This window comes from Brevundimonas sp. NPDC092305, from assembly GCF_044755415.1.
Lineage (GTDB): Bacteria > Pseudomonadota > Alphaproteobacteria > Caulobacterales > Caulobacteraceae > Brevundimonas.
In genome coordinates, this window is the sequence record NZ_JBIVQY010000002.1 from 557,105 (window position 1) to 572,862 (window position 15,758).

General features: G+C 67.3%; 18 protein-coding genes. 9 read left to right on the forward strand and 9 right to left on the reverse strand.

Features of this window, described 5'->3' with window-relative positions:
* Positions 1-5: 5 nt before the first annotated feature.
* From yihA to rpmH, 4 genes are read right to left on the reverse strand one after another with little or no spacing between them, the layout of a single operon-like run.
* Positions 6-659, reverse strand: coding sequence for a ribosome biogenesis GTP-binding protein YihA/YsxC (gene yihA / locus ACIQC9_RS13205; protein WP_400616662.1), 654 nt, complete (start codon positions 657-659; stop codon positions 6-8).
* Positions 660-2,474 carry a membrane protein insertase YidC gene (gene yidC, locus ACIQC9_RS13210; protein WP_400616665.1) on the reverse strand — a complete coding sequence of 605 codons (1,815 nt, stop codon included), beginning with the start codon at positions 2,472-2,474 and terminating at the stop codon, positions 660-662. It lies immediately after the preceding gene.
* Positions 2,455-2,868, reverse strand: coding sequence for a ribonuclease P protein component (rnpA, locus tag ACIQC9_RS13215; RefSeq protein WP_400616668.1), 414 nt, complete (start codon positions 2,866-2,868; stop codon positions 2,455-2,457). Before rnpA ends, yidC begins: the two co-directional genes overlap by 20 nt.
* A 34-nt stretch (positions 2,869-2,902) precedes the next feature.
* Positions 2,903-3,037, reverse strand: a complete 135-nt coding sequence (rpmH, locus tag ACIQC9_RS13220; RefSeq protein WP_003164000.1) for a 50S ribosomal protein L34 — start codon at positions 3,035-3,037, stop codon at positions 2,903-2,905.
* A gap of 118 nt (positions 3,038-3,155) precedes the next feature.
* Here rpmH and ACIQC9_RS13225 point away from each other — a divergent pair, with 118 nt between their 5' ends.
* The 7 genes from ACIQC9_RS13225 to ACIQC9_RS13255 all read left to right on the forward strand — a co-directional run bounded on the left by ACIQC9_RS13225 (position 3,156) and on the right by ACIQC9_RS13255 (position 9,113).
* Entirely contained in the window at positions 3,156-3,878 is a 723-nt protein-coding gene (locus ACIQC9_RS13225; RefSeq protein WP_400616673.1) for a TVP38/TMEM64 family protein, read from the forward strand.
* Positions 3,875-5,335, forward strand: coding sequence for a sensor histidine kinase (locus tag ACIQC9_RS13230; RefSeq protein WP_400616676.1), 1,461 nt, complete (start codon positions 3,875-3,877; stop codon positions 5,333-5,335). Before ACIQC9_RS13225 ends, ACIQC9_RS13230 begins: the two co-directional genes overlap by 4 nt.
* An 80-nt stretch (positions 5,336-5,415) precedes the next feature.
* Positions 5,416-5,895, forward strand: coding sequence for a hypothetical protein (locus tag ACIQC9_RS13235; protein ID WP_400616679.1), 480 nt, complete (start codon positions 5,416-5,418; stop codon positions 5,893-5,895).
* Between the two features lie 156 nt (positions 5,896-6,051).
* Positions 6,052-6,801, forward strand: coding sequence for a cytochrome b/b6 domain-containing protein (locus ACIQC9_RS13240; RefSeq protein WP_400616682.1), 750 nt, complete (start codon positions 6,052-6,054; stop codon positions 6,799-6,801).
* Positions 6,798-7,553 (forward strand): molybdopterin-dependent oxidoreductase, encoded by a 756-nt coding sequence (locus ACIQC9_RS13245; RefSeq protein WP_400616685.1) that lies wholly within the window; start codon positions 6,798-6,800, stop codon positions 7,551-7,553. The genes ACIQC9_RS13240 and ACIQC9_RS13245 overlap by 4 nt, the downstream gene beginning before the upstream one ends.
* A complete protein-coding gene (locus tag ACIQC9_RS13250) occupies positions 7,535-8,332 on the forward strand; it encodes a hypothetical protein (protein ID WP_400616688.1) in 798 nt (265 codons plus the stop codon). Before ACIQC9_RS13245 ends, ACIQC9_RS13250 begins: the two co-directional genes overlap by 19 nt.
* Before the next feature lie 61 nt (positions 8,333-8,393).
* Entirely contained in the window at positions 8,394-9,113 is a 720-nt protein-coding gene (locus ACIQC9_RS13255; RefSeq protein WP_400616691.1) for a hypothetical protein, read from the forward strand.
* On the opposite strand, the gene ACIQC9_RS13260 is transcribed toward ACIQC9_RS13255, so the two are convergent.
* Both ACIQC9_RS13260 and ACIQC9_RS13265 read right to left on the reverse strand, forming a co-directional pair.
* The gene (locus ACIQC9_RS13260; protein ID WP_400616694.1) at positions 9,086-10,138 is read right to left on the reverse strand and encodes an oxidoreductase; all 1,053 of its coding nucleotides are present in this window, start codon (positions 10,136-10,138) and stop codon (positions 9,086-9,088) included. The two genes, ACIQC9_RS13255 and ACIQC9_RS13260, sit on opposite strands and share 28 nt — an antisense overlap.
* Positions 10,139-10,141: 3 nt before the next feature.
* Positions 10,142-11,173 carry a ribonucleotide-diphosphate reductase subunit beta gene (locus tag ACIQC9_RS13265; RefSeq protein WP_400616696.1) on the reverse strand — a complete coding sequence of 344 codons (1,032 nt, stop codon included), beginning with the start codon at positions 11,171-11,173 and terminating at the stop codon, positions 10,142-10,144.
* A gap of 261 nt (positions 11,174-11,434) precedes the next feature.
* On the opposite strand from ACIQC9_RS13265, the gene ACIQC9_RS13270 reads away from it, so the two are divergent.
* Both ACIQC9_RS13270 and ACIQC9_RS13275 read left to right on the forward strand, forming a co-directional pair.
* Positions 11,435-12,103: a glutathione S-transferase family protein gene (locus tag ACIQC9_RS13270; RefSeq protein ID WP_400616698.1), complete on the forward strand. Its 669-nt coding sequence runs from the start codon at positions 11,435-11,437 to the stop codon at positions 12,101-12,103.
* Positions 12,104-12,156: 53 nt separating this feature from the next.
* The gene (locus tag ACIQC9_RS13275) at positions 12,157-13,602 is read left to right on the forward strand and encodes an AMP nucleosidase (protein WP_400616701.1); all 1,446 of its coding nucleotides are present in this window, start codon (positions 12,157-12,159) and stop codon (positions 13,600-13,602) included.
* A gap of 131 nt (positions 13,603-13,733) precedes the next feature.
* On the opposite strand, the gene ACIQC9_RS13280 is transcribed toward ACIQC9_RS13275, so the two are convergent.
* The 3 genes from ACIQC9_RS13280 to ACIQC9_RS13290 form a co-directional block, all read right to left on the reverse strand.
* Complete coding sequence (locus ACIQC9_RS13280) at positions 13,734-14,237, reverse strand: phasin family protein (protein ID WP_400616704.1); 504 nt, start codon at positions 14,235-14,237, stop codon at positions 13,734-13,736.
* Between the two features lie 20 nt (positions 14,238-14,257).
* Positions 14,258-15,013, reverse strand: coding sequence for a creatininase family protein (locus ACIQC9_RS13285; RefSeq protein ID WP_400616707.1), 756 nt, complete (start codon positions 15,011-15,013; stop codon positions 14,258-14,260).
* A gap of 72 nt (positions 15,014-15,085) precedes the next feature.
* Positions 15,086-15,757, reverse strand: coding sequence for a thioredoxin family protein (locus ACIQC9_RS13290; RefSeq protein ID WP_400616710.1), 672 nt, complete (start codon positions 15,755-15,757; stop codon positions 15,086-15,088).
* Between the last annotated feature and the right edge of the window lies 1 nt (position 15,758).

Below are 15,758 nucleotides of genomic sequence, written 5' to 3' on the forward strand. Positions count from 1 at the left end.
CAGGATCAAGCCTGGAGCGTCACACCCGTCGTGCGCATGATCTCGGCCCGCAGCTCCGGCAGCCCCTCGCCCTTTTCGGCCGAGGTCAGGATCACGGCCGGGAAGGCGGCGGGGCGTTTGGAGATGCCCTTCAGGGTGGCGGCGGCGACCTTCTCGCCCTCGCCCTTTTTCAGCTTGTCGGCCTTGGTCAGCACGATCTGGTAGCTGACGGCGGCGAGGTCGAGCGCGTCCAGCGCCTCGTCGTCGACCTTCTTCAGCCCATGCCGGGCGTCGATCAGCAAATAGACCCGCTTCAGCGTCACCCGCCCGCGGAGATAGTCGCGGCCCAGGTCCTGGAACTTCTTGACTGTGGTCTTGGACGCCTTGGCCCAGCCGTAGCCGGGCAGGTCGACCAGTCGCATCCTGCCGTCCAGATCGAAGAAGTTGACCTCGCGCGTGCGGCCCGGCTCGTTAGAGGCGCGGGCCAGCTTGTGCATGCCGACCAGCCCGTTGATCAGGCTGGACTTGCCGACGTTCGACCGGCCCGCGAAAGCGATCTCGGGCAGGTCAGGATCAGGCAGCTGCTCGATCTTGGCGCAGCCCATGACGAAGGTCGCAGGCCGCGCGAACAGGATGCGCGCCTGCTCCAGATCCTCGTCGGTGAAATCGCCCTCGGTCAATCAGGCCTTCGCCTTCTTGAAGCGCTCGAGGAAGGTGTCGATCGGGTTCTCGGCCTTCAGGCGATGCATGATGATGTACTGCTGCAGGATGGTCAGCACGTTCGACCAGCCCCAGTAGATCAGCAGGCCAGCCGGGAAGCCGGCCATGATGAAGGTGAACATGATCGGCATCAGCTGGAAGATGCGGCGCTGCATCGGATCCGGCGCTTGCGGGCTCATGGCCATCTGCAGCCACATGGTCAGGCCGTAGATGATCGCCAGCACGCTGATGCCAAGCGTGAAGCCGCCCGACCCGCCGGCCAGAAGGCCGCCGATCAGCGGCGCGGTGGACGGATCCCACGGGATCAGGCCGAACAGGTTCCAGACGTTGGTGTGATCCGGCGCCGACAGGTCGCGGATCCATCCGAAGAAGGGCTGGTGCCGCATCTCGATGGTGACGAACAGCATCTTGTACACGGCGTAGAAGACCGGGATCTGCAGCAGCAGCGGCAGACAGCCCGCCAGAGGATTGATCTTCTCCTTCTGGTACAGGGCCATGATCTCGACCTGCTGCTTCTGCGGGTCATCGGGGTGCTTCTTCTTGATCTCCTCCATCTTCGGCTGGAGGTTCCGCATCTTCGACATGCTCTCGTAGGACTTGTTGGCCAGCGGGAACATGATCAGGCGGACGGTCAGTGTCAGCAGCAGGATGGCCACGCCGAAGTTGCCCACGAGGCCGTAGAAGAACTCGACCAGCAGGAAGATCGGGCGCGTCAGGAAGAACAGGAAGCCCCAGTCGATCGCATAGATGAAGCGCGGCAGCTTCAGGTCCTTCTCGTACCTGGCGAGAATTTCGTTGCGCTTGGCGCCGGCGAACAGGCGGGTCGTCTCGACCGTCTGTGCGCCCGGTGCGATCGTGTGCGCCTGACCCAGCATGGTGGCCGAGTGGGTGTCGAAGGTGGCCTGATCGGAGACACGGAAGGCGGCCTCGATCTTCTCGTCCTGCGACGGGATCAGGGCGGCGAGCCAGTATTTGTCCGTGATGCCCAGCCAGCCGCCGGTCGATTCATGCTCCTGAACCGGCTTCTTGGCCCACGCCTTGTACTTCAGCTGCTGCGTCGAGAAGCCGTCGCCCTTGGAGAAGGTGCCGATGCCGCCCTCGTGCAGGATCTGGTTGCGGCCCAGATCGTCCGGCACGCCCTGCCGCTCGATCCGGCCGAACGGCTGGATGCTGACGGGCTGGGTCCCGAAGTTGGCGACCGTGTCGGTGACCGTGAACATGTACTCGGCGTCGATCGCGATCACGCGGGTGAAGCGCAGGCCCTGTCCGTTGTCCCACGTCAGCGTCACCGGCGTCGTCGGCGTCAGGGTCGAGCCCCGCGTCAGGCGCCACGGCGTGTTCGGTCCGGGAACGCCGCCGGGAATGTTCGGGCCCGCCCAGCCGAACTGGGCGAAATAGGCGTGGCGCATGCCGGCCGGGCGGAACAGCTCCACCGCCGGCGACTCCTTGGCGATCGTCTCGCGGTAGCGGGTCAGGAACAGGTCGTCGATCCGCGCGCCCTGCAGCGACAGCGAGCCCGTCAGGGTCGGCGTCTGGATCGGCACCCGCGCGCCCGTGCCCAGCGCCTGGGTCCGGTCGGTGACGAAGATGGCCGCGCTGGGCGACGGCGCGGTGACCGGGCCGGTCTCCACCGTCTTCGAGGCGGCGACGGCGGCCTGCTCGGCGCGTTTCTGGCGCGCCTGCGGCTCCAGCACGAAGGCGCTGTAGGCGAACAGCATGACGGACGCGATCACGATGAAGATGATCGTGTTGCGGCTATTGTTCTGGGGAGGCATCGGTCGTCCTGGCCGGGGTGCGCGGGTCTCGCGCCGGGGGCGCGGATCGCGGGGTCGCGAGCCTTGTAAGCGCCGATTTCACATCGTCAAGCAAACGGTCCCATGGACGGTCCGCCGTGCCCATGCGGGCGATGAAGACATAGTCTCCGCCAGCCACGCAGTAATGCGGCGCAAGCGCGCGGGCGGCCTCTCTAAGACGGCGTTTGGCGCGGTTGCGAACCACGGCCCCGCCGACCTTCTTCGTGGCGGTGAAGCCCAGCCGGATCGCGGGATTTCCGTCGGCCCGGTCCAGTCGCTGCACGACCACGGCGCCGCGGGCCTCTGAAACGCCCTTCGCGGCCGCCAGAAACTGGGGCCGCGAAGTCATGCGTTCGATTTTCACGAGGTCGCTCATTGTTCCTCCCCCTGCGGGGAAGGGGAATGAAGACTTAGGCCGTCAGGCGCTTGCGGCCCTTGGCGCGACGCCGCGCGACGATCTTCTGTCCGTTCTTGGTGGCCATCCGCGAACGGAAGCCGTGACGGCGCTTGCGCACGAGTCGCGACGGCTGATAGGTCCGCTTCACGGTCGGCTCCAGACTCTAAAGGGTTGCACGACGAAAACACGTCCGTCGCGGGAAGGGCGGGCGTATAAGGGGCGAGACCGTCAGTGTCAACGCCGCAAAGGGTCGTGCTGGAGTCAGAATGGACCGCCTGAAACGCTTCCTGCCGCTGATCGTGCTGGGCGGGATCATCGCCCTGATCTTCGGCATGGGCTGGAATCGCTATCTCTCGCTGGACACCCTGCGCGATCATGGCGCCGAGTTCCGCGCCTTCACCGCCGACAACTATCTGCTCAGCCTGCTGCTGCTGATGGCCCTGTTCACCGTCCTTACCGCCAGTGTGGTGCCCGGCGTCTTCTTCGTCACCATCACCGCGGGCTATCTGTTCGGTCCGTGGGTGGGGGGCGTCTCGACCTCCATCGCCGCCACGGCCGGCGCCCTGATCGTCTATGCGGTCGCCCGCACCGCACTGGGCAAGGCGTTGAGAGAGAAGGCCGAGCGCGACCGGGGCCTGATGCAGAAGGTCTGCGGCGCGATCGACAAGGATACGTTCTGGTATGTGCTGGCTTCACGGCTGGCCGTGGTGGTGCCCTTCCACATGATCAACGTCGCCGCGGGGCTCATGGCGGTGCGGCTGGCGCCCTATACGATCGCCACCGTGATCGGCCTGCTGCCCGCGCACATCATCTATTGCTGGATCGGGGCGCGACTGAATACCCTGCTGGCGACGGATCCGGATCCGGATTTCCAGGCGCTCTTCAACCAGTTCTGGGCGCCGATGCTGGGGGTTTTCGTGCTGGCGGTGGTCCTGCCCTTCGCGCTCAAGTCGCTTCAGGCCGCCTGGCTCAAGCGGAAGGCCGCATGAGCGGAAGCTCGCCCGCCCTTACCGCCATCCGCAAGGCGCTGCGCGTTCCCGACGACTGGCGCGAGTGGATGAAGCCGCACGCCCCGGACGCGCTGGCCGCGCGCCTGCTGATGCTGACGGCGGTCTTCACTGTCGCCGTCGAGATCATGATCGTCGCGCCCAGCGCCGCCGGCTTCCACGAGCGCTGGCTGCTGGACCGGCTGCAATCCGCCGAGTTGGCCTCGGTCGGCGTCGAGGCGCTGCCCTATTCGGCGGTCGAGGACACGACGGCGGAACAACTGTTGGCCATCGGCGGCGTGCAGGCCGTGGTGGTGGGCGACCAAGGTGTCCGACGCCTGCTGTTGCAGGCGCCCAACCTGCCCCGTACGCCCGACCTGATCGATCTGCGGCAGAGCCGCCCGCTGGCGCGCCTGGTCGATCCGTGGCGGACCCTGTTCGGCCATCCGGATCGCTCGATCCGGGTCCAGTCGCGCCCCCGCTATCGCTCCGGCGACTTCATTGAGGTGCTGGCTCCCGCCCAGCCGCTGAAGGTCGAGTTACGCGCCTTCATGCTGAACAGTCTCCTGACCTCGCTGGTCATCTCGCTGGCGGCGGGCGGTCTGCTCTACCTCGGTCTGGCTTTCCTTGTGCTCCAGCCCCTGCGCCGGGTCACCCGCTCCATCGAACGCTTCGCCGCCGATCCCGAGAGTGAAGCCGAACCGATCCGCGATCGCAGCGACGAGATCGGCCGCGTCGAGCACGAGCTCGCCCGCATGCAGGAAGAGGTGCGCCAGTCGCTGCGATCGCGCGCCCGTCTGGTCGCGCTGGGCGAGGCCGTGGCCAAGATCAATCACGACCTGCGCAACATGCTGACCTCGGCCCAGATGGCGTCTGAGCGATTGGCCAGCTCGCCGGACCCGCTCGTCGCCAAGGCCCTGCCGCGTCTGGAAAAGGCGCTGGGCCGCGCCGCCGCCCTGTCGCGCAATGTGCTGGCTTACGGAAAGAGCGAGGAGCCGGCGCCCCAGAAGACGCGCTTTGCTCTTACGCCCGCGGTCGTCTCCGCCGCCGAGGACGCGGGCCTGTCGCCGTCCGAGGTGCGGCTGGTGAAGTCGATCCCGACCCGCTTCAACGTCTTCGCCGATCCGGACCAGTTTCACCGCATCCTCGTCAACCTGATGCGCAACGCCCGTCAGGCAATCGAGAGCGATCCGTCCATCACCCGCAAGCGCGGTGAAATCCGGGTCACGGCCTCGGATGACAGCGGCGTTCGCGTCATTCGTCTGTCCGATAACGGTCCGGGCATTCCCCCCCGACTGGCCGACCGCCTGTTCGAACCGTTCGTCAGCGGTCGGGAGTCGGACGGCACCGGTCTGGGCCTGACCATCTCGCGCGAACTGGCCGCCAGCCACGGCGGCGACCTGACCCTGATCGAGACGGGCCCCTCCGGCACGGTCTTCGAACTGCGCCTGCCGAACTGAGCGGCCCGAACCGCGTTTGTCTTGCCAGACCCTCGTGCACGGCGCAGCTTCGCGCCGAGGCCCGACACGGAGACGACGTCATGACCCGCAAATTTGCGCTTACCGCCTGCCTCGCCGCCCTGACCTTCGCCGCGCCCGTGCTGGCGCAGACAAAGCCCGGGGTTCAGGCTCCCTCGCCATCTGCCAAGGCGGCGCCGACCGCGCCTGCCGCCGGCTCCGAGGAATGGTTGCGCCAACGCGGTGAAGCCTACCATTCCGCGCCCGAGTCCGCGCAGAACCCGGCCGAGGTCGCTGAAACGGGCCGGCTGAACGCAGAGATCACCGCCCGCAACGAAGCCGCCGCGGCGCTTGAGGCCGAACAAGAGGCCGAGCATGCCCGGGCCGAGGCGCGCTACCGGCAGGATGTCGAGGAGGCTGACGCCGCCCGTCGGCAGTGGGAGGCCGACAAGGCCGCCTCCGACGCCGCGCAGGCCGAGTGGCAGCGCTCGCGTGAAGTCTGGGAGAACATGGTCCGCGCCTGTGAGCGCTCGGGCCGCCGCGACTGCCGCCCTGCCGGATGATGCCTTATACACCGCACATCCCCGCGAAAGCGGGGATCCAGTGTTTTGGATGATGGACATTGGGTCGGGATGCGCGACTGATGTCCTGAAGCGTCGGCGTTTCGCTGGACAGGACTGGGTCCTCGCTTTCGCGGGGAAGAGCGGGAGCAAGGCAAGGTGACGGCAAGTCGTCCTGACAAGCACCGCGACCGGCCGCTGCCCGATGGACGCACGCTCGTGTGGCGACACCCGTGGTGGGTTCGCGCGACCCATTGGCTGAACGTCTCCGTCGTCGTGATCCTGCTGATGAGCGGCGCCAATATCCTCGCGGCGCATCCGCACCTCTACTGGGGTCTGAAGTCCACCTTCGCCGATCCGTGGGTTTCGTTCGCGACCATCCCTGACTGGGTGATGTTGCCCCGGGGCCGGAACCTCGCGGAAGCCCGGCACTGGCACCTGTTCTTCGCCTGGATCTTCGTCCTGAACGGTCTGGCGTATCTGGCCTTTCTGCTGATCACCCGACGCCTGACGCGCCGCCTCTGGCCGACCGGGGCGGACGTCCGCGACATTGGACATTCGGTGGTCGAGCATGTGCAGCTGCGCTTCCCGAAGGACGACAGGGCCCGCGTCTACAATGTGCTGCAGAAGCTGACCTATCTGCTGATGGTGCTGGTGGTCCTGCCGATGATGCTGGTCACCGGCCTGTCGATGTCGCCGGGTTTCAATCCGATCGGCGGCGTGTTGCTGGACCTGATGGGTGGCCGGCAGTCGGCGCGGACGCTGCATTTCCTCTCCGCTTCGGCCATCGTCGTCTTCATTGTGATCCACGTCGGGCTGGTGGTCTGGACCGGCCTGTTCAACAACATGCGGGCGATGATCACCGGCTGGTTCGCCATAGAACCCGGCCGGGACAAGGAGCCGGAATGAACCGACGCGGACTTCTGACGGGCGTGGTCGCTGCGGGCGGGCTGGCCGTCGCCGGGTGTGACCAGCGCATCGTCAAGATGGGCGTCCAGTGCACGCTCAAGGCCGGGGAACAGGCCACCCGTCGCACCCAGCGCGCCCTGGCCCGCGACGCCCTCGCGCCCGAGTATCAGCAGAAAGACATTTCCCGCGATTTCCGCGCCAACGGATCTATCGATCCGGCCGATGCGGAATATCAGCGGCTGAAGGCGGATGGCTTCCGCGACTATCGCCTGCTGGTCGAGGGGCTGGTCGAGCGCCCCCTCAGCCTGTCGCTGGAAGACCTGCGCCGCCGCCCCTCGCGGACCCAGATCACCAAGCACGACTGCGTCGAGGGCTGGACCTCGATCGGCAAGTGGAAGGGCGCGCGCCTGTCGGCCATCCTCAACGAGGCGGGGCTGAAGCCGAACGCGAAATACATCGTCTTCCACTGCTTCGACGCGCTGGATCAGCGCGAGGACGGCGACCGCTATTACGAAAGCATCGACCTGCACGACGCCTTCCACGAACAGACCATCCTCGCCTACGACATGAACGACGCCATTCTCCCCATCAAACACGGCGCCCCGATCCGGCTCCGGCTCGAGCGGCAGCTGGGCTACAAGATGGCCAAGTATATCAAGCGCATAGAAGCGGTCGAAGACTTCGGCCACATCGGCGGCGGCAAGGGCGGCTACTGGGAAGACAGGGGGTACGAATGGTACGCGGGCAGCTGATCGCTGCGGCGATCCTTCTGGCGAGCGGCGGATCGACGGCGGCGCAGGACGCCCCGCAGCAGGTCATCACCAACCCGAGCTGGTCCGAAATTCCCGCGCCCGACGACATGGGCGAGGCCTATCCCGTCTTCGCCTCGGCCATCGCCACGAGCGGTTGGGCGCAGATGCAGTGCCGCGTCACGCTGGAGGGGCGGCTGGCGCTCTGCGAGGTCGAAAAGACCGTGCCCGCGGGCCTCGGGTTCGACCGCGCGGCTCTGTCGCTGGTCCCGCGCTTCCGGCTGAACCCGCGCACCGTCGACGGCGACATCGAGAAGTCCAGCGTCCGCTTTTCCGTCCGCTTCCGGCTTGGGGATGACGATCCCCTGCCGACATGGACCGGACGGCAGCCGACGGCCGACGAGCTGTCGCGCGTTCGCCAGACCATCGGCTGGATGGCCGAGCACATGGGGCCGCCGCCCAACGAACTGCTCGGTCGACTGGATGTCGACGCCGACCGTCGCGAGGCAGTCGAGGCCATGATCCGGCAGGTCGATCAGGAGATGCTGGACCAGCGGCTGGACGGCTACGCGCTCGTCATGGCGCGCACGGCCTCGCCGGAACAACTCGACGACCTGATGAACCGCCGCCCGCCCCGCGGCGGCCCGCCGTCCGAAGATGTGCTCAAGGCCGCCAGCGGCGACCTCCGGCCCGTCGAGCGCCAGTACGGGGACCGTCTCCGCGCCCTCTACTGCGCCCGCTACGCCTGCCTGTCCGCCGAGGCGCCCGATCCGGAAAGCTGAGTTTCAACTTACGTCGTCGCGCGTTTGTTGACTTGACCCTGAAGCCCGCCATCATCGCCGAATGAGAACACTGTTCTGGCCGCTTCCGCTTCTGGCCCTGACGCTGGGTTTCGCCCCCGTGCAGGATTGGGTGAAGAGGCCGGACCCCCAGAGGCTTGCTGACGCCTATCCCGGCTTCGCGGCCCACGCGGGTCTTGAGGGGTATGCCCGGATCGCCTGCGGCGTAGCCGCAACCGGAGCGTTGGAAAACTGCCGTGTCATCGAAGAGTCGCCCGTGGGTCTGGGCTTTGGCGCGGCCGCGCTTTCGGTCAGCGATGGCTACCTGGCCGACCGGCAAGACGATGAGGTCGCCTTCACTAACCATTTCAGCTTACCGCCGCTTGAAACCATCAGGCCATGGGACGGCTCCGAGCCCGGCCCCGAGGTGATGGAAGCGGCGACGCAGTACACCCGTCGGCTGAACCTCTCCCTGACGAGGAGTTTCTCACTGGACGGGCTGCCCGACGACCGGCGCGAGGCCGTTAGCGAGATTATTGCCGAAGTGGAGGCCGAGACGGGCGCCGATCTCAGGGCCGCCTATGCCCTCAGTCTGGCGCGCACCCAGAGTCTGGAAACACTCCGGATGGTCTTGGTGGGACAACGCCGCCCCGGCCGCTCGCCCTTTACCGATGGTGAGATCGCGCGCGCCGAGGACCAGTTAAAGACGGTGGGCAATCGACAGAATGCTCTCGTCCAGCAGCGGTATTGTGCGCTCTACGATTGCGGGCCGGGCGCCAGCTGAACCTCGGCCCGGATGCGCGCACTCTCCACCCCGGCCTCCAGCACCTCCATCACCCGCAGCGCCTGCTCAGGCGTCACCGGATTCTCGCCCTCGCCCCGCAGCGCGGCGGCGACGGCCGCGTAGTAGGCCGGATAGTTCCCGGCCGGCCCGGGCGCAGGCGTCCGCTCGAACGTCTCGCCGTCTACGAACACGCCCGGCGACGGATCGACGCCCCAGCCCGGCGCGCCCACGGCCATCCCTGCCTTCGACTGCGGCTCCTGCACGTCCAGCCCGGACTTTAGCCAGCTGCCCTTCGTGCCATGGACAGCGAAGCGCACGTCGGGCGCGGCCACCACCATGGCGGCGTTCAGCACCACCCGCCTGTCCGGATAGCGCAGCACCGCATGCGCCCAGTCCGGACTGCGCCCGCCCTCGCGCTGGATGGTCAGGTCGCAGGTGATGGCGTCCGGCATGCCGAACAGGGTCAGGATCTGGTCCACCAGATGCGGCCCCAGATCCAGCCACACGCCGCCGCTGCCCTCGGCCTCGCGCCAGCGGTCCAGCACCACCGGCCGGGGACGGTCGTAGCGCGTCTCGACCGTCACGATCTCGCCCAGCCGCCCCGAGGCGATCTCGGCCTGCAGCGCCAGAAAGTCCGCGTCCCACCGCCGGTTCTGGAACACCGACAGGAACCCGCCCCTGGCCTTCGCCACAGCGACCACCGCGCGGGCGTCGTCCAGCGTCAGGGCGAACGGCTTGTCGACCACCACCGCCTTGCCCGCCTCCAGCGCCGCCTTCGCCTGTTCAGCATGCAGGGCGTCCGGCGTGGCCAGCACGACCAGATGCACCTCCGGATCGGCCAGTACGGTCGCGAAGTCGGGGGCGACGCGCACGTCCGGCCAGACCGCCTTCACCTCGCCGGCGCGGCTGGACACGATCGTATGCAGCATCAGACCCGGGCAGGCGGCGACCAGCGGCGCATGAAAGGTCCGCCCCGCGTTGCCGAAGCCGACGACAGCGACGTTGATCGGGCCGGTCCGGGGCAAGGCCTAGGCCTCGGCCCCCTCCTGCCGCTTCTTCATCAGGGCGTCGAACGAGCCCCAGACGCCCTCGGCGCCGTGCCACGAACCCTTGGTCGCGGCCTTGGAGTATTCCGTCGCCCGCGCCTCGAAGAAGTTGGCGTGCTCCACGCCCGACAGCAGCGACTGCAGCCAGGGCAGCGGGTTTTCCTTGATCCCGTACAGCTCGGGCAGCTGCAGCTGGCGCAGGCGCCAGTCGGCGATGAAGCGGATGTATTGTTTGATGTCGTCCGGAACCATGCCGTTCACCGGCCCCAGCTCGAAGGACAGGTCGATGAACTTGTCCTCCATGTTCACCACGGTCCGGCAGCACTCGACGATGTCGTCGGCGACAGCCTTGGTCACCACGCCGGTTTCCTTGTTGAACGCGTGGTACAGCTTGATGATGCCCTCGCAGTGCAGGCTCTCGTCCCGCACCGACCACGACACGATCTGGCCCATGCCTTTCATCTTGTTCTGGCGCGGGAAGTTCATCAGCATCGCGAACGACGCGAACAGCTGAAGCCCCTCGGCGAAGCCGCCGAACATGGCCAGCGTCCGGGCGATGTCGGCGTCCGTGTCCACGCCGAACTGGCCCATGTAGTCGTGCTTGTCCCGCATGGCCTCGTATTCCATGAAGGCGCCGAACTCGCTCTCGGGCATGCCGATGGTCTCGAGCAGCAGGGCGTAGGCCGCGATGTGGATGGTCTCCATGTTGGCGAAGCTCGCCAGCATCATCTTGACCTCGGTCGGTTTGAACACCCGACCGTAGCGCTCCATGTAGTTGTCCTGCACCTCGATGTCGGCCTGGGTGAAGAACCGGAAGATCTGCGTCAGCAGGTTGCGCTCGGACGGCGTCAGATTGGCGGCCCAGTCCTTGACGTCCTCGCCCAGCGGCACCTCTTCGGGCATCCAGTGGACCTGCTGCTGCTTCTTCCACATGTCGAACGCCCACGGATAGCGGAACGGCTTGTAGGCGGCCGAGGGGGTCAGCAGACCGGGCAGGGTGACGTGCGCGTTCATCGGGCGAAGCTCTGACAGAGGCGAATCCGGAAGTGGGTTCACCATGCGGGCGGACGGGCGCGGCGCCAAGTCGAAATACGGCTATATTGCGATCACATTTTGGACGACCGCTATATGTGGTAGCTCCACCATACCCATCTGGGGACAGGCGGGGGATAAGGCGGCTGGCCCATAGGCCGCGCTTATGGCGACGCCGGCCCATCTTGTGAGCGCTCCGCCCGCGTCCGCGTTAGGACGACAGGCAAGCACAGGGAAGGAGCGATGATGACCTACACCGTCTATGGCGCCGCCGGGTCGGGCTCTGTCCCCGTCGAGGCCGCTTTGACCCTGATCGGCGCGCCCTACGCCGTGATCGAGGCCGCCACCTTCGAGGGCGACGCCGAGCGCGAGAAGGTCGCCCCGGTCAATCCGATGCGTCAGGTGCCGGTGCTGATCACCCCGGACGGCGAGACCCTCACCGAGAGCGCCGCCATCCTGATCTGGCTGGCCGAACAGCACCCGGAGGCCGCGCTGGCGCCCGAGCCCGGCGATCCCCGCCGCGCGCAATTCCTGCGCTGGATGACCTTCGTCCCCGCCAGCATCTATTCCATGTACTGGGTCCGCGACGTGCCCAGCCGCCTCGTCGGCGACGATCCCAAGGCGCAGGCCGAGATGGACCGGCGCACACAGGACCGCATCTCCGCCTGCTGGGCCATGATGGAAGAGCAGCTCCAGCCCGGCCGTTTCCTGCTGGGCGACGAGATGACGGTGCTTGATCTCTATGTCGCGGTGGTCAGCCGCTGGCGTCCGCTGCGCCCGCGCTTCCATCAGGTCGCGCCCCGCATGGGTCAGGTCGTCCGCCGCGTCGACGCCCTGCCTGAACTGGCCGATTTCTGGCCCAAACGGTTCGCCTTCGAAGGCGATTATGCGGACCCCGCGCCAAAACCGTAGTCGCACAAGCTCGGCCGTCTCGCCTTCGTCACGGTCTTCCGTTAAGGGAGGCCATGATAGACACGATGACAGCACAGGCGGCGCTGGACCGCCTCGAAACCCTCTACACCCAATCCGTCTCCAACCTGCGTCAGGCGGTTGGGACCTTCCTCAGGACCGGCGAACGCGCCGATCCCCAGGCCCGCGCCGACGGCGCCTTCAGCTATCCGGAACTCAGGGTCAGCTGGTTCGGCGAACGCCCCGCCAATCTGGAAACCCGCGCCTACGCCCGTCTCTCGCGGCCCGGCGTCTATGCGACCACGGTCACCCGGCCCGACCTGTATCGGCCCTACCTGCTGGAACAGCTGACCCTGCTGGAACAGGACTATGGCGCGACCTTCGACGTCGGCCCGTCGGAGCAGGAGATTCCCTTCCCCTATGTGATGGACGGCTCGGACGTGGTGCTGGACCGCAGCCAGACCGCCGCCGTCGCCCGCTATTTCCCGACCACCGACCTCGCCCACATCGGCGACGAGATCTCCGACGGCCTGTTCGATCTGGCCGAGGATTTCCCGCTGGCCCAGTTCGACGGCCTGCGTACCGATTTCTCGCTGGCCCGTCTGAAACACTACACCGGCACGCCGGTCGAGGCGGTGCAGAGCTACATCCTCTTCACCAACTACAATCGCTACGTCGACGAGTTCGTGCGCTGGGCCATGGAGCAGCTGCGCGATCCAAACAGCATCTATGACAGTCTCGTCTGCGCCGGCGGCGTGGTGGTCACCCGCGACACGCCGAACCCCGAGGCCGCCGTCATGGATGCGGCGTGGAAGAAGCACCAGATGCCGGCCTACCACCTGACCGCGCCGGGTCATGCGGGCATCACCCTGGTCAACATCGGGGTCGGGCCGTCGAACGCCAAGACGATCTGCGACCACCTCGCCGTCACCCGCCCGCACGTCTGGATGATGATCGGCCACTGCGGCGGTTTGCGCCCGTCCCAGACCATCGGCGACTATGTGCTGGCCCACGCCTACCTGCGCGACGACCACGTGCTGGACGCGGTCCTGCCGCCGGACATCCCCATCCCCTCGATCGCCGAGGTCCAGCGCGCCCTCTATGACGCCGCCAAGGTCGTCTCCGGCGCGCCGGGCGAAGAGGTCAAGCGCCGCCTGCGCACCGGCACCGTCGTCACCACCGACGACCGGAACTGGGAGCTGCGCTATTCCAAATCGGCGCTGCGCTTCAACCAGAGCCGCGCCGTCGCCATCGACATGGAAAGCGCCACCATCGCCGCCCAGGGCTATCGGTTCCGCGTGCCCTACGGGACGCTGTTGTGCGTCTCGGACAAGCCGCTTCACGGCGAGATCAAGCTGCCCGGTCAGGCCAACCGCTTTTACGAGGGCTCCATTTCGGAACACCTCCAGATCGGCATCCACGCCATCGACCTGCTCCGCGCCGAGGGCAACCGCCTGCACAGCCGCAAGCTGAGAGCCTTCGACGAGCCGCCGTTCCGGTGATGATGTGAATCTCCCTCCCCCGGCGGGGGAGGGTGTCGGCGCGAAGCGACGACGGGTGGGGCCGACCCATCGAGCCGCCCCCACCCGGTCGCTGCGCGACCACCCTCCCCGTTCGGGGAGGGAGAACTCTTCTACTTCTTCAGCCGCTTCGCATTGGCCACGGCCGTCCGATGGATGGGCCGCATCGCGTCGGCCTGTCCCTTCAGCAGCTGGGTGTTGAGCGTCAGCATCTGGCCCGTGGCGCGTCCCCACCATCCGACGGCATAGGCGTACTGGGCCTGCATGGCGGCGGCGGGCGTGGGCGCGGCGGCGATCGCCGTGGCTGCGCGGCTGGCCAGATTGGCCTCGGTCATCGCACTGGCGCCCAGACGGCCGCCGATGTCGCCGAAGGTCTTGCTCATGGCCGAGGCCGATTCCGACAGCGCCTCGACCTTTTCCGACGTCATCAGCGACATTTCGGTCAGGTCCAGCTTGCCCGGATCGGCCATCCCGGCGGCCATGATCTGCATCCGCGCGGCGATCACGTCGCTCGCCGCCTGCAGCATCTCGCCTCCCGACAGGGCTGTGTTCGCGGCCGAGGTCGCATTGCGGGTCAGGCGGCGACCGGTCTTCAGCGCCTTGTCGAACTCGTTCATGACCAAGCCTTGGGCCCCATTCAGGCTTCGGGCAAGACCTCGGCGGTGAAGTCGGCCACATCCTTCAGCAGGGCCGGAACCGCGGCGTCGATAATGGTCCTCCCATGCTCGGGGCTGGCCAGCGCCGGATCGGAGCCGATGCGGCCGTCGGGGAAGCGGGCGCGATAGTCCAGCGCGTCGCGGATCGGACCGACCGGCGCGATCTGCGGGCTGTAGTCGGCGGTCTTGATCCGGTCCGGATATGCGGCCTGCGTCACCGCGATCTCGGACGGCGTCGCATGCATGCCATGCCCCTTGGGGAACAGCCGGTTGCACAGCGGCGTCACCCCCGGCAGGTCCCACCAGTTGCGCAGCTTCAGCACGAAGGGGCTGCGCTCCTCGACGAACGACCACTCGGCATAGATCTCGGCGAAGGTCGCCTCGATGGTCGCGACGTTCCCGCCGTGGCCGTTCAGGAAATAGATGCGCTCGAAACCGTGCCGGCTCAGCGAGTTCACCCAGTCGGTGATCGCCGCCATGAAGGTCGAGGGCCGCAAGCTGATGGTGCCCGCAAACGCCAGATGGTGCTGGGCCATGCCGATGTTGAACGTCGGCGCCACGATCAGGCTCTCGTCCTGCGCCTCGGCGGCGTGGGCGATGATCTCCGGGCACATCCAGTCGGTTCCGAGCAGGCCCGTAGGCCCATGCTGCTCATTCGAGCCGATCGGCACGACGATGGTCTTCGTCGTCTTCAGCCGGGCGTCGATCTCGGGCCAGGAGGAGAAGTGGATCAGCATGGCTACGCTCCGCAAACACTGCGTGGCGGTCTAGGCCGATTGGCGGCGCAGGCCAACCGGGCTGCGGCGAAGTCAGCTCTCCACCGTCTCCGGATATTTGACCGAGCAGCCGTAGGGCTGGGCGAAGGCCGTGCGCACCGGGCGGCCGGCGTCCAGATCCTCCAGCGCGGCGCGGACGAAGTTGTTGGCGCCCTGCAGGTCCTCGACCTTGTTGGTCGGCCGGTCGTCGATGCCGCCGACGTAGACCAGTCGCCCCTCCGGATCGATCACCCGCATGTCGGGCGTCGTTTTGGCCCCGTACAGCTTGCCGACCTGACCGGTCGGATCGAGCAGCAGATGGGTCGAGGCCGCCTCGGTGCGGGTCTTCCACTGACGGGCCTGATCGCCCTCGACATAGCCCTGCGTTCCCGGCGCGGACGAGATGACGCTGAGCCAGACCACGCCGTCCGCCGTCGCCTCGCGCTGCAGCGCCTGCATGGCGCCGGAATAGTGCTTCTGGACGTAGGGACAGCCTTCGTTGGTCCATTCAATCACCACCGTCTTGCCGCGGAAATCGGACAGAGACCGCTGCGCCCCGTCGCTGTCGACGAGAGTGAACTGCGGGGCCTGCTGACCCGCTGCGGGCGCTGCGCTCTGGACCGCCGGGTTCGGCGCGGGCGTTTCGGCGTTCTCCGGTGATGCGGCGGGCTGGCCGCACGCGGCGACAGTCAGGGCGGCGAAGGCGACGAGCGTCAGGCGGATCATG